This is a genomic window from Pseudomonas capeferrum, assembly GCF_013523055.1.
Lineage (GTDB): Bacteria > Pseudomonadota > Gammaproteobacteria > Pseudomonadales > Pseudomonadaceae > Aquipseudomonas > Aquipseudomonas capeferrum_A.
In genome coordinates this window covers 117,190-141,147 of sequence record NZ_JAAMQM010000018.1, presented here as the reverse complement: position 1 = coordinate 141,147, position 23,958 = coordinate 117,190, and the positions used below count along the sequence as shown (strand labels likewise).

Genomic DNA, 23,958 nt, shown 5'->3' with positions numbered 1-23,958 from the left:
CCGACGAGCCAAGCGGCCAGGGCGACAAGGTCTCGGTGACCATCGTCAGCAACGGCGATGTCACCGAAGCCCAGCAGCCGTCGTTCACCGTCAAGGTCAACCAGGTGCTGGACCGTGACCTTACCGTCACCCTGTCCAATGGTGACAAGGTCGTGATCGCCGCAGGCAAGACTGAAGTCACCTACCGCACCGATGCCCAGGGCGAGGACGTGTTCAAGGATGCCGGCTCGCTGACTGTCGGCATCTCCAATGCCACTGTCACGGGTAAGACCTTCGAAAACCTGCAACTCGGCGGGGCAGCCACCGTGCAGATTTCGGACACCATCAACGAAGTGGTCGCTACGCTCACGGCCGACAAGACCACCGTCACCGAAGGTGGCCAGATCACCTACACCGTCACCTTGATCAGCAAGGACGGCCTGCCGGTGACCGGTCACCAGGGCATGACCTTCACCCTCGAAGGCGGCGGTCTCGTCACCATCGAGGCAGGCAAGGCCAGCGGCACCTATGTGCTGACCACGGCCGACGATGTCTACGTCGGCGGCCAGCCCGTCATCAACAAGTCGATCACCGGCATCACCGGTGGCAACGTCTTCGAGAAGTTGTCGACCTCGGGCTACACCTGCACCACGGTCACTGACGAAACCGGTACCCCGAATAACCCAGGCACCCCAGGCACACCAAATGGCGGCGACCAGGTCATCGTCTCGATCGTTAGCAACGGCAACGTTACCGAAGCCCAGCAGCCCTCGTTCACCGTCAAGGTCAACCAGGTGCTGGACCGCGATCTTACCGTCACCCTGAGCAATGGTGACAAGGTCCTCATCGCCGCTGGCAAGACCGAAGCCACCTACCGCGCCGACGCCCAGGGCGACGACGTCTTCAAGGACGCCGGCTCGCTGACAGTCGGCATCAGCGACGCGACCGTCGTGGGCAAGAGCTTCGAAAACCTGCAACTCGGCGACGCTGCCACCGTGCAGATCTCGGACACCATCAGCGAAGTAGTTGCGACCCTTACGGCAGACAAGGCCTCCGTCACCGAAGGCGGCCAGATCACCTATACCGTCAACCTGGCCAACGCCCAAGGCCTGCCGGCAGCTGGCCATGGCGGTCTGAGCTTCACGCTCACCGATGGCACCGTGGTCAAGGTTGCTGCAGGTAGCACCAGTGGCACGGCGACGATCACCGTCAAGGATGATGCCTATATCGGTGGTCAGGCGGATATCGTCAACAAGCTGGTCTCGGTCAGCGGCGGTGAAAACTTCGAGAAGCTGACACTTGGCAGCGAAACTCGTACCACCTCCGTGACCGATGAGCCTTCTGGCCAGGGTGACTTGACCACGGTGGGCATTACTGGAGACAGCTCGGTGACCGAAGGCGCTACGGCGCACTACACCTTGACCTTGAGCAACCCGGCGAAGAGCGAAGTCACGGTTACGCTGTCTTATAGCGGTACTGCAACCAATGGACAGGATTACACCGGTGTCACCACCGTGAAGATCCCTGCCAATGCCAGCAGCGCGAGCTTTGACATCAAGACCATCAACGATCAGCTCGTCGAGGGATCCGAGAACTTCGTCATCAAGATCTCTGGCGCAACCGGTGGCAACTTCGAGAATCTGCAGGTCGATTCCAGCAAGTCCGCTGTCACCACGACCATCATCGACAATGACCATGCGCCTGTGTCTACAGGTGGCGCAGTGACGGGGACGGAAGACACCGATTATTTCTTCACCTGGAACAACTTCAAGGTCACCGATGCCGATGGCAATAGCGGTCTGAGCGTTACCATCAGTAAATTGCCGGTCCTTGGCTCACTGAAGTTCTACAGCGGCACCACCTGGGTCGATGTCTCGCTCAACCAGACTGTCAGCCAGGCCGATATCGACAAGGGCTATCTCAAGTTCGTCCCTGTGCCTAACCAGTCCGGCATCGATGGCTACGGCGGAATTGGTGTCGGCAATCAGTTGGCCGACTATGCGCAGATGAAGTTCAAGCCTAACGATGGCACCAACGCCGGCATCGAAGTGACGATGAAGATCGACATCGCTCCGGTTGCTGACAAGCCATCCCTGAGCGTCGGCAGCAGCAACGTCGACTCTCTCGGCCTGACCAAGGAAACCTGGACCAGCCTCACCGGGCTTGGCAACAACGGCAACGGTATCACCGGCGAGGCCCTCAAGACGGTGTTCGCCAACTCGGGCAATGCCTCCAGGAGCGAAACGACCACCAACGTGCAGTCCGACAGCAGTGTAACTGCCCAGACCGGTTCCAAGATCTCGGGTCTGATCTACCTGGAAGCCGGCAAGACCTACACCTTCAGTGGCGTGGGCGATGACAGTCTGTATGTCACCATTGGCGGCAAGAGCGTGGCTACCGCTACCTGGGGTGCTGGTGGCGCGATCTCTGGCAGCTTCACGCCTACTGCAAGCGGCTACTTCCCGATCGAGGTCTACCACGCCAACCAGTCGGGTCCGGGCAGCTATGACCTGAACATCAAGGTAGGCAATGGCGCGGTCACCGACCTGAGCAGCGCCAACATCCCGATGTACCAGAACGTGACGGAGATGGCCAACGCAGGCCTGACCCCATCCGATCTGCATACTGTCAACGGTCAGAGCTACTACGACGGCTACAAGCTCAATGAAGGACCGGAAGGCGGCTCGGTCAAGCTGGTGGGCATCACTACCGCGCTGACCGATACGGATGGCTCCGAAAGCCTGAGCGTGACCTTGAGTGGTCTTCCACGAGGCGCGGTAGTGAGTGACGGTGCGGGTCATAGCGTCACGGTAGAAGGTACACCGATCGACGTGACCAACTGGAAACTCAGCGGGCTCACCATAACGCCGCCGGCTTATTACAAAGGTTCTTTCGATATAACCGTCACCTCGACCGCCACCGAAAGTCTCGGCGGATCGGCGAGCACCACTGCGAAGATCCCAGTAACTGTCTATGGCGCAACCTACCAGTCGGTCATCGGGACTTCGAATGATGACCAAATGTCCGGTGGTGAAAGCAATGACATCATGGTGGGTGATGTTGCCGGCCTGAATGTGATCCAGGGCAAGAACTACAATATTGCGTTCATGGTGGATAGCTCGGGGAGCATGTCCCATGAATCCGTCGCAGCGGCCAAGGCCCAGCTGGCATCGGTGTTCCAGACATTGAAAGACAGCCTCGGCTCCGATACTGCCGGCACCGTGAATATCTTCCTTGCCGACTTCGATACCCAGGTCAACGAGACTGTATCGGTCAATCTTGCCGATACGCAGGCCTTGAGCAAGCTCCAGACGGTGCTCGACTCGATGGTGGGCGGGTCTTACTACGGGGGTGGTACCAACTACGAAGACGTGTTCAAGACTACGGCCAACTTCTTCAAGAGCAGCATGGCTACCAACAATACCGATGCGATCAAGCTCACGTACTTCATTACGGATGGCAAGCCGACTTATTACCAAACTGGCGAACAGACCAATCCACGCCTGTGGAACTATGGGCCGACTCTGGATAGCGTCGTGAACACCAGCAACTATAAATTGGGTGATACGTTCAGTGTGTGGGCTGACTCCACACATCGAATCGACATCAACAGTTCCGGCGTGGTGAAAGTCACGACAATCAGCTGGTGGAGCACCACGGAGACACTTGGCACGATTCACGCTCAAGGCGATGGTACCTATGAGCTTTCCAAACTGGCTGGCAATGGTACGAGTGATTTCAACAACTACTACTATGCCGCCAATGGCTCGACCGAAAGCTTCGCCCTGCTCAGCGGCCTGTCGAAAGTACAAGCCATTGGCCTGAACAGCGATGTCACGCTGAATGACCTGAAGCCGTACGACAGCGAAGGCAAGCCACAGACCAACATCGATCCGTCCAAGCTGGCCAACGCCATCCTCGGTCATACCGAGGCTACGCTGCCGGGCGCGGACACGCTCGATGGTGGCAATGGCAACGACATCCTGTTCGGTGACCTGATCACCCTCAACGGTGTCGACAGCGAGGGCTATCAGGCCCTGCAGACCTATGTAGCGAAGCAGGCGGGCGTCGATGCCAGCACTGTCACCACGAGCAATGTTCATCAGTACATCTCCGAACATTACTCCGAGTTCGATATCTCCGGAGCGAATGATGGAAACGACATTCTCAACGGTGGCAACGGTAACGACATCCTGTTCGGCCAAGGTGGCGACGACAAACTCTATGGCGGCAAGGGCAATGACATCCTGCTCGGCGGCAAAGGCACGGACTTGCTGGACGGCGGCGACGGTGACGACATCCTGATCGGTGGCAAAGGCAACGACACCATGACCGGCGGCAGCGGCGCCGACCTGTTCGTCTGGAAAGCCGGCGACATCGGCAAGGACGTCATCAAGGACTTCAAGGCAAGCGAAGGCGACCGTCTCGACCTGAGCGACCTGCTCCAGCACGAAACCACCAGCACCATCGACAACTTCCTCAAGATCACCACCGCCAATGGCGAGTCGACCTTGCAGGTAAGCTCCGAAGGCAAGCTCAACGCCACCGGTGGCCTGGCCAATGCCGATGTGACGATCAAGCTGGAAGGCGTCAACTGGTCGAACACCACGATCAACTCGTTGATCAGCGGTGCCGACCCGACCATCAAGATCGACCACAACAACTGATGCCTTCCTGCGTGGCAGTCGCGATTTGGCTGCCACGCGCAAGGGGCTTTCCCGTAAACCTCCACACGGCGCATACTCGTCCGTCGGGCCACACGGCCCGGCGGACTTCGCCTATGCTGCTGTCTGCGAACAAGGAATCCATGTGACGAGGGACAACGCCATGTTCTACGTGCAACGTGACGCAGAAGGTCAGTTGCTGCGGGTAGAAGCAGCACCCTATGCCGAATCTACCGAGATGCTTCCGGCGGACAACGCCGAGATCCAGGAGTGGTTCGCCGACGATGCCGTCGAGAACAGCCTGAAACAGCTCAAACAGAGCGACCTGGACATGATCCGGGTGCTCGAGGACCTGATCGAGGTCCTGACGGCCAAGGGTGTATTGAGCATCACCGACCTGCCGCCCGGCGCCCAGGCCAAGCTACTCAATCGCTCGCATGCACGTGAAGCACTGGGCGGGCTGAACAACCTGATCGACGAAAATGACGAGGGCGGCCTGATCTGAGCCGCCCTGCTTTCAGCGCCAGGGTGCCGGCTCCCCGACCAACTGGCCCTGGATGCCTTGGACGCCCATCTCCCGCAAGACCTTGAGCTCACCTTCGGTCTCGACCCGTTCGGCTATGAGCGGCAGGTCGATACTGTGTGCCGCGCGCTGGATCGCCTCGATGAACAGCCGCTTGTGCTGCTCGTGGTCGATGTTGCGAATGTAGCTGCCATCGATCTTGAGGTAGGCCAGGCCGAGGTGCGCGAGGTTGCCGATCATGCTGAAACGACCGCCAAAGCGTTGCAGGGCCAGGTTGAAGCCCAGCTCGCGCAGGTGCCGTGTGAGTTGCTCCAGCACGGCCTGATCCGGCAATTGCTCTTCGCCGATCTCCAGGGTGAGCCGTGGCCCCAGGGCTCGGTGCTGGCCGAGCAGTTCGTAGACGCGCTGCAGGCTCCTGGCATCGGCCAAGGTAGCGGCCGACAGGTTGAGCGCCAGGGATTCGCCATGGCTGCCAAGGTGCTTGAGCACGTGCTCCAGCATCAGCAGGTCCAGACGCGTGGACCACCCGAATCGCTCCAACCACGGCAGGAAGCGGCCTGCCGCCAAGGCCACGCCGTGCTCGTCCTGCAACCGCGAAATGACTTTGTAATGCAACACGCGCTGCGGCTCCGCGCTCTCGACCACTGGCTGGAAGAACAGCTGGAATTGCCCTTTCGTCAACGCCTGGTCAAGCCGGGTATGCCATTGGTGATGACTGTCGGCAGCTTGCGCGGCAATACCCTGTTCAAGGCACACCCAGCCCGGTTCCGGCTGACTTTCGGCCCTGGCCAACGCCTCGTCGGCCAGTTTCAGCAGGGCCGCCGGAGCATCTCCCGGGCTGAAGGGCGCCATGCCGATGCAGGCTACCGGGCTGATATCGCTCGCCCCGGTCTCATGCAGGCTTTGCAGGGTGACTTCCAGGGCCTGGGCCAATTGCACCGCTTCTTCATGGACCATGCCCGGCGCCAGGACCGCGAATTCACCACCGCGGCTGCGGGTGATGAGGTTGGTGGTCTCGGGGAAGTTGGCACAGGTGCGTCTCAATTGTTGGCCCACGGCCTGGAGCAACTGATCGGTGCGCTGACCACCCAGGCGCGCGTTGAGACCGGCCAGGTCCCTGACCCGCAACAGGAGAAGATATCCGGCGCGCGCTTCTTCCAGATTGCTGACCCGGGCCGTCAGCTGCATTTCGAAGTAGCGGCGGTTGGCCAGGCCGGTGAGGCTGTCCTGGTAGGACTCCACGCGCAGTTTTTCACTGCGCTCGGCCTGCTCGTGAAATAGCGCCTTGAGCTTCTCGACCATCTGGTTCATGGCCTGTACTACCCGCCGTAGCTCAGGCGTACGTGGCAGTTCGGGCAGGCTGAGGAATTCTCGCCGTGCGATGGCATGGGACTGGGCGACCATATAGTCCAGCGGTCGCAGTTGCCGACGCAGCAGCAGCGCGCCCAATACTGCGCTGGCCGCGCCGCATAGCAAGAGCCAACCCAGGCTGCCGAGGGTACTCTGCCAGAGCTTGCCAAGGGCGAACATCGGATGGCTGATCACTTCGACCCGAGCGGCCTGCTGCCAGCCGCGACTGACGATGGCATCGCCCCCTGCCGCTTCCAGCCCGATCATCCTGATGAACCATCCAGGCACGCCACCGCTGTCGGGTTCGGCGTGACGTTCGACCAGCACGGCATTGGAGCTCAGGTCGATGACCTTGATACTGGAGTAATAGCCGCTGTCGAAGATGGAACTGACCATCAGCTCGACCATCGCCGGATCATCGATGTTGGGCGTGAGCGAGAGCGCCAGCGCCGTGGCTGCATCCTGGGCGTGCGAACGCAATTGATTGACGTACTGGCTGCGCGAGCTTTCCAGGCTGACCACGAAGCTGCCGCTGAAGGCGACGACCAGGAACAGGCAAATGGCTAGCAGCAATTGTTTGAACAGAGACATCTGTGCTCCTCAGTAGACCGGTTCGGCCGTGAAACCTTCGGCCTGCATTTTCTTCAGCAGATCCTGCCAGCGCGACAGGCGCTTGGTGTCGCCTACCTTTCTGTTGCCGGACGCGCCGGTCAGCCATAACCCTTCACCATTGAAGGCATAGACCGGCAACAGGTCCTGACGTTGGCTCGCGGGCTTGATGGCGTCCATCAGGCTGTCGAGCACCAAGGGCATGGCGTCGGGGCTCGAATAATAAGTCAGGACCATGTGCGCGCGGTTCTGGCGCAATGCCTTGACGTAGGTGATGCGCAACTTGTCACTGGCTATGCCCATGCGCCTGAGGCTGAAGTACTTGGCGATCGCATAGTCCTCGCAATCTCCGGCGCCTTTGATCAGTGACTGGATGGGCGTTGCCCAGTAGTCGACTTCGCGCCAAAGGTCGATGTCTTCGACATACCGAAGCTGCTGGTTGAAAAAGCGGTTGACTACCTGCAGGCGCTCCAGCTCGCTGCCCTGCTTCTGCTCGGCGAGCAGCGCCTGCCAGGCGTCTATTCGCGCCTGCCCCGCGCCCAGAGGCCCATAGAGGGCCTGCGCTCGACGGCTGATCTGCGAGAAGTCCCACTCCGCGTGCAAGCCACCCAGCAGCAGGCCACCCAGCAGCATGGCGAGGCCAAGATGACGCAAGGCGGCGTTGAGTATCACGGATATCGCCACTGCGAAGCTCATGCGGGATCAGTCGAAGCCGCGATGGTGCAGCGTGCCACGGTAAAAGACAATGGCACGTTACAATCACGGTCTGCCGTGGCCAGGGGATCGGCGCAAATCCGTGAGACCGCTTCCCATGCACCGGGAGTTGCTTCACGATAGTTGCGATCCAACCCGCGACGGCTGCACGTCGTCCGGGTTTGACAACCAGCCACTCTACTCACTAGGGTAGTTGGATCCAATATTTTCGACAGCAGGGCAAACTCTTCGTGGCCGACAAACCCAAACTCTTGAGCACCGTTCTGGGCGGCGAGCAGGTCCCGCCGCACCTGGCACGCAGCGTGATCGAAGAACGGTTGCGCAATGCAATCATCGAAGGTCGCCTGCCGCCAGGCACAGCAGTGCGCCAGCAGGAGCTGGCCAGTCTCTTCGGCGTCAGTCGCATGCCGGTGCGCGAAGCGCTGCGCCAGCTCGAAGCGCAGTCCTTGCTGAAAGTGGTCATGCACAAAGGCGCCGTGGTCGCCCCACTGATCGGCGAGGACGCGGTAGATACCTACGACCTGCGCCTGATGCTCGAAACCCAGGCCCTGCGCGAGTCGATTCCTCGACTCGAGGCCAGCGATATCGAAAAAGCACGCGGTTACATCGCTGAGCTGGAAAACGAAACTCGTCATACCGAGATCGGCCGATTGAATCGCCTGCTCCACCTGACGCTCTACAGCAAGGCCCGCAACCAGAAGCTGCTGCGTCTGATCGAGAACGAGCTCAACGAGGAAGAGCGTTTCCTGCGCTTTCACCTGTCCTCGATGGGCCTGGGCAAGCTGACCCAGGACGATCACAACGCCTTGGTAGACGCCGCCAGCGACAAGCTGGTGGATGAAGCGGTCAGCATCCTGCAAGCACATATCACCAACGCAGCCCGTACCATCAGGGATTACCTGAACAAGCAGTCCGCCAGCTGAACTCGCTGGCCACTCCCGCCTGGTCGCTCCGGGCAGTAGTGATTCGAGAAGCAAGACCCAGGCGAAGGAAAGACAGTGCGCGTGCAGAATCAGCGGGAAGTGACAGTCGGCGGTCCGGATCCATCACCCGGAATCCGCCTGATCTGCCTGGCCTGCAGTCGGCAAGACCTCCAGCAATATCGTGCCTGGTCACGCGTGCTGAGTGACAACGTCGAGCTGCTGGTCATCGAGGTCCAGCCCCTTGGAGATTCGGCACAGGGCGATGCATCAACGGCGCCCTCGGCCGATGCCCACGCGCTTGCCAAACATCTGCACGTCTCCTTGAGCGAGCCGCATGCGATATTCGGCCAACACCAGGGAGCCCAGCTGGCGTTCGAGTTGACGATGCTCGCGGAAGCTTCGTATCCCGGCCAGACGCGCCATTTGTTTGTTTCGAGCTGTGACAGCCCGCGCTTCCAGGCCACCAGTAACCAGCCGATCGTCATCAAGGTACCAACGACGCTGCTCTATCCTCCGGGAGCATTGGCAAATCTGCTGGAATGGCACGGTTTCATTCGGCGAGAGCTGGAGTTGATCGAACTTCCGGATGCCTTGACCGACCCCCTTCTGCTCAATCAACGGCTGGTCAGGATCTTTAATTCCCATCTTGGGCTTCTAAGTTTCTGACCAATCACCGCCCTTTTTCTCCTGGCGCTGACGCCCTTTCGTTGACCGTCATGGCGTAAACCATAGCGGCATCTTCCGTTTAAGCCCACTCTAGCTCCGTCGACGACCGCTGACTCAAGCGGGCCTGGTCGTTCGTCAATCGACAACCTGCAGAAGGAGCCTGCTAACTGGGCAAGGACGCATTCAGATCAGCTGCCCCTCGATTACTTAACTCCCACTCCATTCATCAGTGCTCAGAGTGAGGCATTCACTCAACTATTTTTTCTGATTTTTAATTATCGGAAGGGGCACTTACATACCAAATAACACATTTAAATATGTTTTATCAGGCCAGTTTTTATCAAGGAAAGTTGCAACTTGAAAATAGTTAAAAAGTATTTGCAAAACACTTTTGAGTTGCACTAACTTTTATAGGGCCAGCCGCGCCATGCCCTGAAAATCGGCATACCTGGCGGGCTCCAGCCTTCTACACATCAATTAACCGCGAAATTGTTTCGGCGCATGCGTTCGCCTCGAAACTACTGCGCACGTGGATAGGCAGTTGGACAAACCCTGAACTTAGCCATTTACGGACATTACAATGAGCCCACTGAAAACGACGCTTGCCCAGAAGAAACTGGTGCTTTCCCGACACCCACTGTTTTCCGAGATCGACTCGTTGCCGACCTTGCGCCGGTTCATGGAAACCCATGTATTCGCCGTCTGGGACTTCATGTCGCTGACCAAACGTCTGCAAAGCGAACTTACCTGCGTCAGCCTGCCGTGGCTGCCACCTACCGACCCTGCGGCCGCGAGGTTGATCAACGAGATTGTCCTGGGCGAGGAATCCGATGATCGGCTCGACCACGGCCATTACAGCCACTTCGAACTGTACCTCGATGCCATGCGCGAAGTGGGCGCCAGCACGCAGGCCATCGAGACGTTCATCAGGCTGCAGCAGAACGGCGTCGGTTATGCCAGCGCACTGGAGCAGGCCGGCGCCAGCGAGGCCGCGCGGCATTTCGTCTGCGACACGCTGCGGGTGGCGCTCGATGACCCGGCCCATCGTGTGGCATCCGCGTTCCTGCATGGCAGGGAGAGCGTCATTCCCATGATGTTCCAGCAGATCCTCGATGAGTGGGGCATCGGCGTGGCCCAGGCGCCGACCTTCCGCTACTACCTGCAGCGGCATATCGAGGTCGACTCCGAAGATCATGGCCCGGCCGCCGAGCACCTGCTGGCACGCCTGGTCGGCCAGGACCCGAAACGCGAGCGGGAGGTATATGACGCCGCCATCGCCGCCGTGGACAGCCGCATGGCGCTGTGGGACAGGCTGCGCGCCTTCATGCAGGCGGATATCGCCGAGGTTACCCCATGAAGGCCAGTGAATATCGCTCCTTCGCCGAGGCCTGGGAGGCGCGGGCGACCATCCGCACCCGCCCCCGGCGCCTGGTGGAAGATGACCAGCGCCTGATCTATCCCTTGAGCCGTCAGCCACTTGCGCTGAGCGCCAGCTTCCAGCGCGAGTGCCCGCAAATGCGCGATTTCGTGCTGGTGCAGAGCCTGTACAAGTTCATCAACGATGTCGTGATCTTCGAGACCGAGATCGTCGACCGAACGGCCCGACGAATCGCCAAGGACCGCTTCGCCGTGCAGTTCCCCTTCGCCTGTCGCTACGACGCCATGACCGTGGTGGTGGATGAGGACTACCACGCCCTGGTGGCGATGGACTTCCTGCAGCAGACCGTGGCCTTGACCGGGGTCGAGCCGATCGACCTGCCCGGCGAGATCGAGCTGAGCCGAGCGATTCCTGCCGCCTTGTCGCAGGTGCCTGAAGACCTCAAGGACGCGCTGGAACTGATCTGTGTGGGGATCGCCGAGAACACCCTGACGGACGACGTCGCTGCCTTCGCTCGCGATGACAGCGTCAAGCCGTCAGTAAAGGGCCTGATGGCAGACCATTTGCTCGATGAAGGTCGCCACTCCACGTTCTGGGCGCGCCTGACCCGCATCTATTGGCAGCAGGCACCCGAGCAGGATCGGGAGGTCCTCGCCAAGGTGCTGCCGGTGTTTCTCGAACAGTACCTGACCAACGACATCCAGCAGGCGTTCGACTTCCGTCTCATCGATCACCTCCCGGTGAGCGATGCGGTACGCCGGGCCTTGCGTGAGGAAGTCCACGGTCTGGCGTACCCGATCAACCCCCAGCATCCGCTGCTGGGCAACATCCTGCGCTTCCTGCGTAGCAGCTCGATGCTCGAATCGGCCTGCGTGCAGGACGCGTTGCGCGATTACCTGCCTTGAGGAGCCGACCATGAGACGACTCGACATTGTACTGGTGGGTACCAGCCCTGCGCTGGAGCTGCTCACCCGCCTGCTCGACGATCACGCGCACAGCGTCACCCGCGCGCCTACGCCGGTGGCAGTCCTTCACGCCTTGCCGACCGCTCCCGACCTGGTGGTCGAGGACGGCAGCCTGGACCTGGACAGCCATCATTGGCAGGCATTGGGCGACACGCCCCTGCTACGCCTGCGCCTGGGAGCCAAGGTCGGTGCCGGGCTTCCCGACCTGGATGCCCTGTGCTGGTACGGCAGCGCCAACGCCCAGCGTCTGGTACAACAGATACCCGTGCTCGCCGCTCCCTGCGCAAACGGCCAGCAACTGCGCCACAACGCGCTGGAAGCTTTGAGCGACCTGCTGGCCCTGCTCGTCACTCGCTTCGCCCGCAATCCCCATTACCTGCGGGAAGCGCCGACGATCCTCTGCGGGGCGCATGATCACGAGCTTGGATTGGACGGGTTGGAGCCCTTGGCTTTTCTGCATCCGTTCAACCAGACGTCCTGTGCCAGGTTGCAGGACCTGGCCACGCGTCCTTTGCTCGAAGGCGTGGAACGCGCCCTGCGGGCCTTTGCCGGACAACCGGCCCTGGTTCTGCAGGGCAGGCAATGGCGCTATGCCGACCTGCATGCCCAGGCCGTCGCAATCCAACGGCAAGTCCTCGCCAGTCTGTCGCAAATGAGCGATGAGCCGGCGGTGATCGGAGTTTGCCTGACCAAATCTCCAGCGCTTTACGCCAGCGTGTTGGCAGTACTGGGCTGCGCTGCCATCTACCTGCCTCTGGATCCGGCCCTGCCTGCCGAACGACGCTTGCGTATCCTGGAAGATAGCGGCGCCCGGCTTCTACTGCATGACGGGGAACTCCCTCCAGGCTTTCCTGGCCTCGATGTGCGCAAGATTGTCAGGGCAGACGATGACGTCCTTCCCGCCTTGAGCCAGCGACGAGCCTCCCTGGATGCGCCCTGCGTCGCCATCTACACCTCCGGCACCACCGGACAACCCAAAGGCGTGTTGCTCAGCCAGCGTAATCTCGGACACTTCGTGGCCTGGTATGGCGAGCATGTGGAATTGCGCCCAGACAGCCGCGTGCTGCAATTCTCGACCATCGGCTTCGACGCTTCCTTGCTGGATGTCCTGCCGACTTTCATTTATGGCGCTTTATTAGTCATTCCCACCGAAGATCAACGACGTGACCCTGGGCAGTTGGTAGCGCTGCTCCAGCAGGAGGAGGTCAGCCATGCGTTTCTTCCGCCGGCACTGCTGAGCATCTTGCCTCGGGAAGAAGTGCTCGGGCTGCGCCATCTGATCACGGGCGGCGACGTCTGCGAGCCGGAAGTGATCGCGCGGTTGTCCGGCCAGTGCCAGATGCACAACATCTATGGCCCCACCGAGACGACGGTCCTGGCGACTACACGCCTGTTCGAGCCTGGCGACAGCAATCGCAACCTGGGACGGCCGATCGGCAATACCCAAGTACTGATCCTCGACGAGCACCTGCTACCGGTGCTTGAGCATACGCCAGGGGAGCTGTTCATCAGTGGACCGGGCGTGGGGATCGGCTACTTGAACAATCCCGTGCTCAGCGCCGAACGCTTCGTCGACCTGCCATTGCCGAATGGCCGGACGCTACGTGCCTACCGAACGGGTGATATCGGCAAGTGGACGGAACGGGGTATCGAACTGTGCGGGCGACGCGACAACCAGGTGAAGATCCGCGGCTTCCGTGTGGAGCCCGAAGAGATCGAGCATTGCCTGCGCAGTGCCGGGCTGTTCACCCAGGTGGCCGTGGTGATCGACGACCAGCGCCGGGTCCTGGCCTTCACCGCGCAACCCGTCGGGCCCGATGCCGAAGCCGGGCTGCGCGCGCATACCGAGCGACACCTGCCTGACTACATGCGTCCGGCGTTCTATCAGGTACTGGAGCAGATGCCGTTCACCGCCAACGGCAAGGTTGACCGTCAGGCGTTGCGTGCGCTGCCGTTGGGGCTGCCGAACCGCCGTCTTCTGCTGCCTCGGACGATGACAGAACACCGTCTGCGTGCGCTGTGGAGCGAGTTGCTGGAGCTTGCCGAAGCCGACATATCGGTCGACGACAGCTTCTTCAACCTGGGAGGCCACTCGATCCTGCTGTCGCGTCTGCTGCTGGATGTGCGCGAGGCGTTTGGTCGCGGTGTGCCGATCAACCGCTTTATCGAACAACCTACACTGGAGCGGCTCGGCGCCTTGCTCGACGGTGCCGCCACTGGTTTGGAGTCGTCCATGGCCCTGCTCGAACAGGACGCCTTGCGCGACCTGGATCTGCGCGTCCGACCCGTCGAATGCCTGGGCGACGTGCACAAGGTGATCGTCACCGGAGCCAACAGTTTTCTTGGCGTGCATCTGGTGGAGGCCCTACTGGACTGGGGCGCGACCGAGGTTGCCTGCCTGGTGCGCAAGGATGGCCAGCGGCAGGCTGCCGATCGCTTTGAGCAGGCGATGGCAGACAATCACCTGGCGCTCGACATGCGCCGCATACGCGTGTTCGAAGCTGACCTGCGCCAGCCTTGCCTGGGACTTGCGCCCAGCGACTACGACTATCTGGACCGCGAATACGGCGCTCTCCTGCACAACGCCGCGCACGTAAACCATGTGCTGGACTATCAGTCGCTGGCGGCCGACAACGTAGAGCCGCTGTTCGAATGCCTGCGCCTGTGCGAAGGCCAGCGCAAGAAGATCTTCAACTTCGTCTCGACCCTGTCCGCGTGCAGCGCCATGGACAGCGAGGGGCGGGTGCTGGAGCAGGACGCCGCGCCTACCCCGCCTCTCTACATCCGCAATGGCTACAACCTGAGCAAATGGGTCGGGGAGCGGATTCTGAGACGAGCGCGCGAGCAGGGTGTGTGGGTCAACGTGTTCCGCCCCGGAAACATCACTTTCGACAGCCGTACCGGCATCAGTCAACCCCAGCGCAACCGGCTGATGCTGATGCTCAAGGGCTCGCTGCAACTGGGCCAGGTGCCGAGCCTGGAGATCGACTTCGACCTGATGCCGGTGGATTTCCTGGCCCGCTTCATCGCCTTCCACAGCAGTCGTCACCTGCCCGCGCAGCCGGTGTTCAACCTGCACAACCCCGAGCCGTTGCGTTGGCGCGACTACCTGGCGGCCTTCCGTGAGCAGGGGCATGCCTTCGAGCTGGTCAGCGTGGAGCAGTGGCAGCAGCACCTGCGGCGAGTGGACCGTGACAACGCGCTGTTCGAGGTCCTGGGCTTCTACCTGGACGGGTTCGAGGAAGACATCGGCGACATCTCCGCCATCGAGCATGGCAATGCCCGTGCGGGGGTACGGCGCATGGGCGCCAGCTACCCCGCCAAGACGCCGGCGTTGCTGCAACGCGGCTGCCGGTACCTGAGCGACATCGGTTTCATCTGATCTTTCACCAAGGAGCGACACATCATGCAAGCACTCAAACCCGATACCCTGATCCGCAACCCCGAAGGCTGCCGAGTGGTCGCCAGCGTCGAGATCGCCGCGCCAGCGGCCAGCGTCTGGAATATCATCGGTAACTTCGCCGGGTTCGCGGCGTTCATTCCGGCACTGGCGCACATCGACATGACCGGTAGCGGTGTACGTTCGGTGCGCAAGAAGCTGTTCAAGGATGGCAACGTCGTCATCGAACAGCTCAACAGCCGAGACGAGCAGGCCATGAACATGACCTGGAGCTTGATCTATACCAGCCTGAACATCGGCAACCTGTGGGCGGCCATGGAGGTCGACGTCATCGACACCGGGCACAGCCGTGCCACCTGGACCATCCAGGCGGAGCCTTGGGAAGGAGGCGCCGAGGTGTTGCCTGGGTTCCAGGCGTTCTTGCAAGGGTTCGCGGACGATGCGATGGGGAATGTGCGGAATCTGTTGGGGTGATGGGGTGATAGGTTAATGGCATCCTGATGGGTAACCTGGCCGCTCCAGATACAGGGGCGGCTGGGTTCCACATCGATGTTCCCACTACTACTGTGCGGGTTCGCCATTCTTCATTGCCAGGCGAGTCCTGCGGCCTCGATCGCGGGGCAAGCCCGCTCGCCACCGGTGCCAGGTGCTTCCAATGGCTCCTCCGGTGCGAGGTGGTCCCGGTGGCTCCTCCGGTGCGAGGTGGTCCCCGGTGGCTCCTCCGGTGAGAGGTGGTCCCCGGTAGCTCTTCCGATGAGAGGTGGTCCCCGGTGGCTCCTCCGGTGAGAGGTGGTCCCCTGTAGCTCCTCCGGTGCGAGGTGGTCCCCGGTGGCTCCTCCGGTGCGAGGTGGTCCCCGGTGGCTCCTCCGGTGCGAGGTGGTCCCCGGTGGTTTCTCCGGTGAGAGGTGATCCCCGGTGGCTTCTCCGGTGAGAGGTGGTCCCCGGTGGCTCCTCCGGTGCTAGGTGGTCCCCGTTAGCTCCTCCGGTGCGAGGTGCTCCCCGGTGGTTCCTCCGGTGAGAAGTGGTCCCCGGTGGCGAGCGGGCTTGCCCCGCGATCGAGGCCGCAGGACTCGCCTGGCAATGCAAAAAGTCCATTAGTCGCGATAGCTGCGGTTGCCTAAGACACCCAGGCGCCCAGCCCCCACACCCTCAAAGCACCACGCGCAAACACTGCCCCGCGTGATACAACGCAAACCCGGTCTCGTAGAACGTCGTGCGCAAGGAGGTCGCAGACACGATCTTCATCGGCGAAAACGGCACTGGCAACCCGTCCGGCTGGTCCTTGAGCAGGAACTCGGCAAAGGCGCGCCCGACCACCGTACCGGTAGTGTTCCCACGCCCGTTGTATCCGGTAACCGCCACCAGCCCAGGTGCCGGCTCGAACAGGCGCATCAGGTGATCCGGAGTGAAATCGATGCACCCGGTCCAGTGCATCTCCCAATCGACCCTGCCCAGCTCCGGGTAGTAGTGGCTCTGGATACGGTCCGCCCATCGGCGCACGAACCAGGCCGGCTTGTTGTCGACCCGTCCAAGGCTGCCCAGCAGCAGCCGACCCTGGTCATCGCGACGGATGCTACTGAGCACCGTGCGCGTGTCCCACGACCCTTGACCATGCGGCAGTACCTTGTCGGCCGCGGCTCCACTCAATGGCGTGGACGCCACCTGATAGTAATAGCCACGAAAGTAATACTTCTGCAGCTTGCTCCACTCACCTTCGGTGTAAGCGCCCGTGGAAATCACTACCTTGGCAGCCTTGACCGACCCGCGTGCGGTTTTCACGCGCCAGGCATCGCCTTCACGCTCCAAGCCTTCGACCGGTGATTGCTGGAACAGCCGTCCACCCAGGTGCACCACCGCAGCGGCGAGCCCTTGCGTGTAACCCATGGGGTTGATGGTGCCGGCGCGGCGATCCAGCAGCGCGGCGGAAATCTTGTCGGTACCGCAATATTCCTGGCAGGTCGCTCCCGTCAGCAGCTCGACATCGGCGCCCCGCCGACGCCATTGCTCATGGCGCGCCTGCAGATCCACCAGGCCGGCGGCGTTGTGCGCCATATGCAGGGTGCCCTTGCGCTGGGCCTGGCAATCGATCCCCAGCCTGTCGATCATCGCGAACACTTCGCCCGGTGCGTCGCCCAGGGCCTTGTTCAAGCGACTGCCCTCCTTCTGGCCAAGGGTTGCCTCGACATCGTCGGGACGGATCCAGGTACCCGCGTTGACCAGACCGACGTTGCGTCCCGAACCTCCATGACCAATCTTCCAGGCTTCCAGCAGGATGACCGACTTGCCCTGTTCGAGCAGGTGGATGGCCGCGGACAGACCGGTGATGCCACCGCCAATGATGCAGACATCGGCCCTGTGCTGACCGGCCAGCGCCAGCGAGGCGGCACTCGGTTTGGTGACGAATTCCCACAGACATTCTTGACGCAATTGGGACATGACCGGCTCCAGCATTATTCTTGTTGCACTTACAGCCTTGAGGGGTGGCTCTACGGCCAGTCGCGACGGCCCCGCAGGACGCGGGACCGCACGATGACAGACAGGTCAGTCGAACACGATCCCCTGCGCCAGCGGCAGCTCGTGAGAGTAGTTGACGGTGTTGGTCTGGCGACGCATGTAGCCTTTCCAGGCATCGGAACCCGACTCGCGGCCGCCACCGGTTTCCTTCTCGCCACCGAAGGCGCCACCGATTTCCGCGCCGCTGGTGCCGATATTGACGTTGGCGATGCCGCAGTCGCTGCCCGCGGCGCTCTGGAAGCGCTCGGCTTCGCGCAGGTCGGTGGTGAAGATGCACGAGGACAGGCCCTGTGGCACTTCGTTGTTCAGGCGCAGCGCTTCTTCGAAGTCGTCATAGGCCAGCACGTAGAGGATCGGCGCGAAGGTTTCATGACGCACCACGGCGCTCTGCGCCGGCATTTCGGCGATGGCGGGCGACACGTAGTAGGCGTTCGGGTACTCACCCTGCAATTGACGCTCGCCGCCGAATACCTGGCCGCCTTCGTCGCGGGCCTGGACCAGGGCGCCCTGCATGGCGTCGAAGGACTGCTTGTCGATCAGCGGGCCGACCAGGTTGTCCTTGCGTGGATCACCGATGCGCACCTTGGCGTAGGCAGCCTTGACGCGGGCAACCACTTCATCCTTGATCGAACGGTGGACGATCAGGCGACGCAGGGTGGTGCAACGCTGACCGGCGGTGCCGACCGCGGAGAACAGGATGCCGCGCACGGCCAGGTCGAGATCGGCGCTGGGAGCCAGGATCATGGCATTGTTGCCGCCCAGTTCGAGAATGCTGCGACCGAAACGCGCCGCAACGCGAGGACCGACTTCACGACCCATGCGGGTGCTGCCGGTGGCGCTGACCAACGGCACGCGTGGATCGTCGACCAGGGCTTCGCCAGCTTCACGGCCGCCGATCACCAACTGCGCCAGGCCGGCCGGTGCATCGCCAAAGGCCTGCAGTGCCTTGTCGAACAGCGCCTGGCACGCCAGGGCGGTCAGCGGGGTCTTCTCGGAAGGCTTCCAGACCACGGCATTACCGGCGACCAGCGCCAGTGCCGTGTTCCAGGCCCAGACGGCGACCGGGAAGTTGAAGGCGCTGATCACGCCGACCACGCCCAGCGGGTGCCAGGTCTCGCGCATATGGTGGCCAGGACGTTCGGAGGCGATGGTCAGGCCGTAGAGCTGGCGCGACAGGCCGACGGCGAAGTCGCAGATGTCGATCATTTCCTGCACTTCGCCCAGGCCTTCCTGGGTGATCTTGCCGGCTTCGATGGACACCAGCTCGCCGAGATCGGCCTTGTGGGCGCGCAGCACTTCACCGAACAGGCGGACCAGTTCGCCGCGACGCGGAGCAGGAATGCGGCGCCAGGCTTCGAACGCGGCATGGGCCTGGTCGATGCGGCCGGTGGTCTCGGCCTTGCCGAGCAGTTTCACCGTGGCGATCTGGCTGCCATCGATGGGGGTGTGGACAGGGTAATCGCCCTGGGTATATGCCTCAGCCGCTACACCTAGTCGCTCGAGCAATGCCGCAACCATGTTCGTCTCCTACATCGGGTGAATAGTTGAATTCGTGATGCGGATCAGTATTAATCCGATGCCAGCAAGGCAACAAACGACCTTTATTCCGCATATCATTCCATCAGGTAATGATTTCCTGGTGAAAGAGACTGCTATGTCCAAACGTCTGGTGCCGTCGATGACCGCCTTGCAGTGCTTCGAGGCCGCTGCCCGCCACTTGAGCTTCACCCGCGCGGCCGAAGAGCTGCACCTGACCCAGAGCGCGGTCAGCAAGCAGGTCGCGCAACTCGAGGATATGCTGCGCCACCATCTGTTCCTGCGTATCCGCCGTCGTCTTCAGCTGACGCCAGCAGGCGCGCTGTATCTGGCCGAGGTCAACAAGATCCTCACGCAGGTGGACATGTCCAGTCGCTACATCCTCACCTACGGCGAGCAGACCGAAGTGCTGAAGGTGGCCACCCAGCCGAGTTTCGGCGTGCGCTGGCTGATTCCGCACCTCAAGGGATTCGGCAAGCGCTACCCCACTATCCATCTGGACATCCGCAACGAAATGGAACCGTTCGCCCTGCTCCAGGGCACAGCCGACGTGGTGTTCTTCTTCGGTCAAGGCACTTGGCCGGGAACGACCTGTATCGAACTGTTCGGTGAAGAGGTTGTGCCCGTGTGTGCGCCGGACCTGTTGCAAGGGCGCCTCCTGGCGGATGCGGGCGAAGTGGCGGACATGATCCTGCTGCAGAGCACTTCGCGGCCGGAAGCCTGGCATGAATGGTTCCTGGAGCAAGGCCTGCACAGCGTCAGCAGCTACCATGGCCCGCGCTTCGATACCTTCTATATGGCCCTTGGCGCGGCACAAGCGGGCTGCGGGGTGGCCTTGGTGCCGCGCTATCTGGCGGCTCGGGAGCTGGAGGAAGGGAGCCTGGTGATCCCCTGGGCTCATGCCATGCGCGGCAAAGGCGCCCATTTCCTGGCCTTTGCCGAGCATGCGGCGGAAGTCCCGAAGATCAGGGCACTGGTCGATTGGACCAGAGCCCAGCTGGACGATCGGCATCAATCATAAAAGGAATGACACCTCGAATTTTTTTCGCTTGTGCGGTAAATGCATTCCTCGCTTTCATGTAAGGGTCACAACTCACCCAGGAAGCTAGCGATGCCCGCTCAAGATTTCGTCAGCCCGGACAGCATCCGCGCGCAGTTCTCTGCCGCCATGTCGCTCATGTACAAACAGGAAGTGCCCCTGTACGGCACGCTGCTGGAGCTGGTGAGCGAAATCAATCAGCAGGTCATGGCCCACCAGCCCGAGGTCGCGCAGGCGTTGCGCTGGACAGGCGAGATCGAGCGCCTGGACCAGGAGCGGCATGGCGCCATCCGCGTCGGCACGGCTGAGGAGCTCGCCACCATCGCACGCCTTTTCGCGGTCATGGGCATGCACCCGGTCGGCTACTACGACCTCAGCTCGGCCGGCGTACCGGTGCACTCCACGGCTTTCCGCGCGGTGCACGAGCAATCGCTGCATGTCAGCCCATTCCGGGTCTTCACCTCGCTGTTGCGTCTGGAGCTGATCGATGACCCGCACCTGCGTGCGTTGGCCGAAGACATCCTGTCCAAGCGCCAGATCTTTACCCCGCGGGTTCTGGAGCTGATTGCCCAGTGCCAGCGTGACGACGGCCTGAGCGCCGGGGACGCGGAGGATTTCGTCCAGCAAGCCCTGCATACCTTCCGCTGGCACCACGACGCCACGGTCACCGCCGAGCAGTACCAGCAATTGCATGACCAGCACAGGCTGATCGCCGATGTCGTGGCCTTCAAGGGGCCGCATATCAATCACCTGACCCCGCGCACTCTGGACATCGACGCGATCCAGGTCGGCATGCCGGCCAGGGGTATCCCGCCCAAGGCCGTGATCGAGGGCCCGCCCACCCGTCGTCATCCGATCCTGCTGCGGCAGACCAGCTTCAAGGCCTTGCAGGAGAAGATCGCCTTCAGTGATCAGCCAGGGAATCCTGGCAGCCACACGGCGCGCTTCGGTGAAATCGAGCAGCGCGGCGCGGCGCTGACGCCCAAGGGTCGTCAGCTCTACGACCAACTGCTCGACGCGACCCGTGCCGCGCTGGGAGGCGTACCGGCCGAAGCCAACGCTTCACGCTACAAGGCCTTGTTGGAGGAGCATTTCGCCGCCTTCCCCGACGACCTTGCCCAGATGCGCGAACAGGGACTGGCCTACTTCCGCTACTTCGCGACCGAGAAAGGCCTGGCCGCGCGGGATCAGACCGGGCGCCCGAGCAGCCTGCAAGGCTTGATCGACGCCGGACATGTGCATTACGAGGCGTTGGTGTACGAAGACTTCCTGCCGGTCAGCGCTGCCGGGATCTTCCAGTCCAACCTGGGCGACGATTCGCACAGCGAATATGGCAGCAATGCCAATCGCACGGCTTTCGAACAGGCGCTGGGAATGACCGTGCAGGACGAGCTGGCGTTGTACGCGCAGAGCGAGCAGCGGTCGTTGCAGGCGTGTGCCCAGGCGTTGAACCTGGCGACACTGTAGGAAGGCGTTGCGCATGACCATCCGGGGTCGCCAGACGACCCTGGATGGCTCGTGATAGCGGTCAGCGCTGGACCCGGAACCGCTCCACTTCCTGGCGCAATTGCGCTGCCAGCCCTTCGAGCTCGCCTGCCGTGCTGGCCAGGTCATTGGCCACGTCACGCTGCTCACCGTTGGATTGGGCGATGCTTTGCAGGTTGCGGCTGAGCACCGTGGCGGTACTGCTCTGCTCCTGGGTCGCGTTGCTGATGGCGGCGAACTGTTCACCGGCCGAATGACTCTGCTCGTCGATCCGCGCCAGCGCGTCAGCCACCTTGGCATTGCGTTGCAAACCTTCCTGCATCAGCCGATTGCCTTCTTCCAGGGTGCTGATGGCATGGCCGGTCTGCTCCTGGATACTGTTGATCATGCTGGAGATTTCATCGGTCGCCTGACGTGTCCGCGCGGCCAGGCTGCGCACTTCATCGGCCACCACCGCGAACCCGCGCCCCTGCTCACCTGCCCGCGCCGCCTCGATGGCGGCGTTGAGCGCGAGCAGGTTGGTCTGTTCGGCAATGGCCGTGATCACGCCGACAATGCCGCCGATTTCCTGGGAGCGCGCGCCCAAGGTGTCCATCACCTGGGCAGTGCCGCCAAGCGCCTGGGCAATGTGTTGCAAGGATGTGGACGCCTGGTCCATGGCGCTGCGCCCGATACGGGTCTGCTGTACGTTGTCACGCGCCATGCGCTCGGTGGTGCCCATGTTGTCGGCGATGTTCATCGAGGTCGCGCTGAACTCCTCCACCGCGCCGGCCATGCTGGTGATTTCGCCGGACTGCTGCTCCATGCCTTCGCAGGCGTCGGACGAAAGTACGGCCAAGGATCGCGCGCGACCGCTGACCTGCTCGGAGGCGCTACGAATCTGTTCGACCATGGTCGTCAGCGCGTCGCCCATCTGATTGAAGCTGCGGGCCAGCTGGCCGATCTCGTCATGGCTGGTAACTGCCAGGCGTGCCTGCAGGTCGCCGGCACCCAAGGCCTGGGCCTGACGCACCAGATCACCCAGCGGGCGCAACTTGCGCCGCAGCAGCCACAGGGTCGCGGCCACGGCCAGGAGCATGGCCAGCACACTGCCAATCGCCAGCCGCGTGCCCACGCTCCAGGTCACGGCGTTGATTTCCGCTTCGGGCATGCTTGCCACGACTTTCCACGGCCCTTCACCGAAGGGAACCGCGACGCTGAACAGTCGATCCGTGCCGTTTTCCCAGAAGCCGCCTTCGTTGGTCTGAGTCGAGAGGTCGGATACGGCCTGCGCCGCCGCCTGTTCATCGCGCGCACCCGCGGGTGCGACCAGCCAGTGTCGTTGCTCGTCAAGCAGCGCCAGCGAGCCGGTCTGGCCGATGCGAAAGCGTTCAAGGTTGGCGAACTGGGTGGTCTGCGCATCGGTGTAGTCGAAGCCGACGAAGAGCACCGCGATGACCCGGCCGCTGGTGTCGCGCACCGGTACATAGCGGGTCATGTAGTTGCGCTCGAACAGCACGGCCTTCCCTACGTAGGTCTGCCCCGCCATCAGGCGGCCATAGGCCGGGTGCTGGCGGTCGAGCTGGGTGCCGATGGCTCGGCTGCCATCCTGCTTGGTCAAGGAGGTGCTGATACGCACGAAGTCATCGTCCTTGCGCACGAACAGGGTGGCCACGCCCGCGGTCATCTGCTTGAAGTCATCGACTTGCTGGAAATCGTTGCTGAGCAATTGCTCGTCCAGGTACAGCGCAGGGGTCGGGACACCGGCGACCGTCACGGTTTCATCTGCCCGCAGTTGCAGGCCGGAGGCAAAACGGCGTTCGAACAGACCGCTCAGACGCTGGGTATTGTCCTTGAGCGAGGTGTGAAAAGTGTCGAGCTGGTCGGCCAGCAGGCGCGCTTCGCTGGCCAGGTGTGCCTGGCGAGTCGCCAGATTGGCATGGTCCAGTGAACGCAAGGCGAACAGGGTACTGCCGGTAATCGCAATGGCCAGTACGGCGGCGAGGGCGATACCGAGTTGCGAGGCAATCAAGGCACGGGGACGAGGCATAGAAAAGCTCCTGGGAACAGCCGGGATCGTCCTGATCACACTGGCGCTCTACTCCATGTTCAACGGGTAACCACGCTCTCTACCGGAACGCTACTGTGAATTTTTCGGCGGTACCGGGCAATACTTGAGCATTCGACAGGGGATTGCCCTATGGCCAGAGATCAACGATCGCGGCACCGTTCGC

Annotated in this window: 15 protein-coding genes and 1 pseudogene; 10 read left to right on the top strand and 6 right to left on the bottom strand. The window is 62.0% G+C overall.

Annotated elements, in window-relative coordinates:
• Both G7009_RS28065 and G7009_RS20350 read left to right on the top strand, forming a co-directional pair.
• Window positions 1-4,646, top strand: a 4,646-nt coding sequence (locus G7009_RS28065; protein ID WP_308813339.1) for an immunoglobulin-like domain-containing protein, incomplete at its 5' end; no start/stop codon positions are given.
• Between the two features lie 160 nt (window positions 4,647-4,806).
• Window positions 4,807-5,148: a tryptophan synthase subunit beta gene (locus G7009_RS20350; RefSeq protein WP_181131895.1), complete on the top strand. Its 342-nt coding sequence runs from the start codon at window positions 4,807-4,809 to the stop codon at window positions 5,146-5,148.
• Between the two features lie 12 nt (window positions 5,149-5,160).
• Here the strand turns inward: G7009_RS20350 and lapD are convergent, their stop codons facing one another.
• Together lapD and lapG are read right to left on the bottom strand one after the other, a co-directional pair.
• Window positions 5,161-7,107 (bottom strand): cyclic di-GMP receptor LapD, encoded by a 1,947-nt coding sequence (gene lapD / locus G7009_RS20345; RefSeq protein WP_181131889.1) that lies wholly within the window; start codon window positions 7,105-7,107, stop codon window positions 5,161-5,163.
• A 9-nt stretch (window positions 7,108-7,116) separates the two neighbouring features.
• Window positions 7,117-7,821: a cysteine protease LapG gene (gene lapG / locus G7009_RS20340; protein WP_181131888.1), complete on the bottom strand. Its 705-nt coding sequence runs from the start codon at window positions 7,819-7,821 to the stop codon at window positions 7,117-7,119.
• Between the two features lie 248 nt (window positions 7,822-8,069).
• On the opposite strand from lapG, the gene G7009_RS20335 reads away from it, so the two are divergent.
• The 6 genes from G7009_RS20335 to G7009_RS20310 all read left to right on the top strand — a co-directional run bounded on the left by G7009_RS20335 (window position 8,070) and on the right by G7009_RS20310 (window position 15,645).
• On the top strand, window positions 8,070-8,762 hold the full coding sequence (locus G7009_RS20335; protein ID WP_181131887.1) for a GntR family transcriptional regulator: 693 nt from the start codon (window positions 8,070-8,072) through the stop codon (window positions 8,760-8,762).
• Between the two features lie 75 nt (window positions 8,763-8,837).
• Complete coding sequence (locus tag G7009_RS20330; protein WP_181131886.1) at window positions 8,838-9,428, top strand: thioesterase domain-containing protein; 591 nt, start codon at window positions 8,838-8,840, stop codon at window positions 9,426-9,428.
• 580 nt (window positions 9,429-10,008) lie between these two features.
• Window positions 10,009-10,785, top strand: coding sequence for a DUF3050 domain-containing protein (locus tag G7009_RS20325; protein ID WP_181131885.1), 777 nt, complete (start codon window positions 10,009-10,011; stop codon window positions 10,783-10,785).
• Window positions 10,782-11,711, top strand: a complete 930-nt coding sequence (locus G7009_RS20320; RefSeq protein WP_181131884.1) for a diiron oxygenase — start codon at window positions 10,782-10,784, stop codon at window positions 11,709-11,711. The genes G7009_RS20325 and G7009_RS20320 overlap by 4 nt, the downstream gene beginning before the upstream one ends.
• A gap of 10 nt (window positions 11,712-11,721) precedes the next feature.
• The gene (locus tag G7009_RS20315) at window positions 11,722-15,153 is read left to right on the top strand and encodes an amino acid adenylation domain-containing protein (protein ID WP_181131883.1); all 3,432 of its coding nucleotides are present in this window, start codon (window positions 11,722-11,724) and stop codon (window positions 15,151-15,153) included.
• Window positions 15,154-15,177: 24 nt separating this feature from the next.
• Window positions 15,178-15,645, top strand: coding sequence for an SRPBCC family protein (locus tag G7009_RS20310; protein ID WP_181131882.1), 468 nt, complete (start codon window positions 15,178-15,180; stop codon window positions 15,643-15,645).
• A 675-nt stretch (window positions 15,646-16,320) separates the two neighbouring features.
• On the opposite strand, the gene amaA is transcribed toward G7009_RS20310, so the two are convergent.
• The gene (gene amaA / locus G7009_RS20305) at window positions 16,321-17,607 is read right to left on the bottom strand and encodes an L-pipecolate oxidase (protein ID WP_181131881.1); all 1,287 of its coding nucleotides are present in this window, start codon (window positions 17,605-17,607) and stop codon (window positions 16,321-16,323) included.
• Window positions 17,608-17,712: 105 nt separating this feature from the next.
• Window positions 17,713-19,203 (bottom strand): L-piperidine-6-carboxylate dehydrogenase, encoded by a 1,491-nt coding sequence (amaB, locus tag G7009_RS20300; RefSeq protein ID WP_181131880.1) that lies wholly within the window; start codon window positions 19,201-19,203, stop codon window positions 17,713-17,715.
• 136 nt (window positions 19,204-19,339) lie between these two features.
• On the opposite strand from amaB, the gene G7009_RS20295 reads away from it, so the two are divergent.
• A complete protein-coding gene (locus G7009_RS20295; RefSeq protein ID WP_181131879.1) occupies window positions 19,340-20,242 on the top strand; it encodes a LysR family transcriptional regulator in 903 nt (300 codons plus the stop codon).
• A gap of 90 nt (window positions 20,243-20,332) precedes the next feature.
• Window positions 20,333-21,727, top strand: coding sequence for a 2-oxoadipate dioxygenase/decarboxylase HglS (hglS, locus tag G7009_RS20290; protein WP_181131878.1), 1,395 nt, complete (start codon window positions 20,333-20,335; stop codon window positions 21,725-21,727).
• A gap of 61 nt (window positions 21,728-21,788) precedes the next feature.
• Here hglS and G7009_RS28255 read toward each other — a convergent pair whose 3' ends face one another.
• On the bottom strand, window positions 21,789-22,520 hold the full coding sequence (locus G7009_RS28255; protein ID WP_445677165.1) for a methyl-accepting chemotaxis protein: 732 nt from the start codon (window positions 22,518-22,520) through the stop codon (window positions 21,789-21,791).
• Between the two features lie 132 nt (window positions 22,521-22,652).
• Window positions 22,653-23,774, bottom strand: a pseudogene (locus G7009_RS28250) (Cache 3/Cache 2 fusion domain-containing protein); the annotation flags it as partial.
• Window positions 23,775-23,958: the final 184 nt, after the last annotated feature.

Coding starts and splice junctions, on each gene's coding strand:
- G7009_RS20295 (WP_181131879.1), top strand. CDS start 19,340: ATGTCCAAACGTCTGGTGCCGTCGATGACCGCCTTGCAGTGCTTCGAG.
- G7009_RS20315 (WP_181131883.1), top strand. CDS start 11,722: ATGAGACGACTCGACATTGTACTGGTGGGTACCAGCCCTGCGCTGGAG.
- amaB (WP_181131880.1), bottom strand. CDS start 19,203: ATGGTTGCGGCATTGCTCGAGCGACTAGGTGTAGCGGCTGAGGCATAT.
- lapG (WP_181131888.1), bottom strand. CDS start 7,821: ATGAGCTTCGCAGTGGCGATATCCGTGATACTCAACGCCGCCTTGCGT.
- G7009_RS20350 (WP_181131895.1), top strand. CDS start 4,807: ATGTTCTACGTGCAACGTGACGCAGAAGGTCAGTTGCTGCGGGTAGAA.
- G7009_RS28255 (WP_445677165.1), bottom strand. CDS start 22,520: ATGGCCGGCGCGGTGGAGGAGTTCAGCGCGACCTCGATGAACATCGCC.
- amaA (WP_181131881.1), bottom strand. CDS start 17,607: ATGTCCCAATTGCGTCAAGAATGTCTGTGGGAATTCGTCACCAAACCG.
- G7009_RS20320 (WP_181131884.1), top strand. CDS start 10,782: ATGAAGGCCAGTGAATATCGCTCCTTCGCCGAGGCCTGGGAGGCGCGG.
- hglS (WP_181131878.1), top strand. CDS start 20,333: ATGCCCGCTCAAGATTTCGTCAGCCCGGACAGCATCCGCGCGCAGTTC.
- G7009_RS20310 (WP_181131882.1), top strand. CDS start 15,178: ATGCAAGCACTCAAACCCGATACCCTGATCCGCAACCCCGAAGGCTGC.
- lapD (WP_181131889.1), bottom strand. CDS start 7,107: ATGTCTCTGTTCAAACAATTGCTGCTAGCCATTTGCCTGTTCCTGGTC.
- G7009_RS20325 (WP_181131885.1), top strand. CDS start 10,009: ATGAGCCCACTGAAAACGACGCTTGCCCAGAAGAAACTGGTGCTTTCC.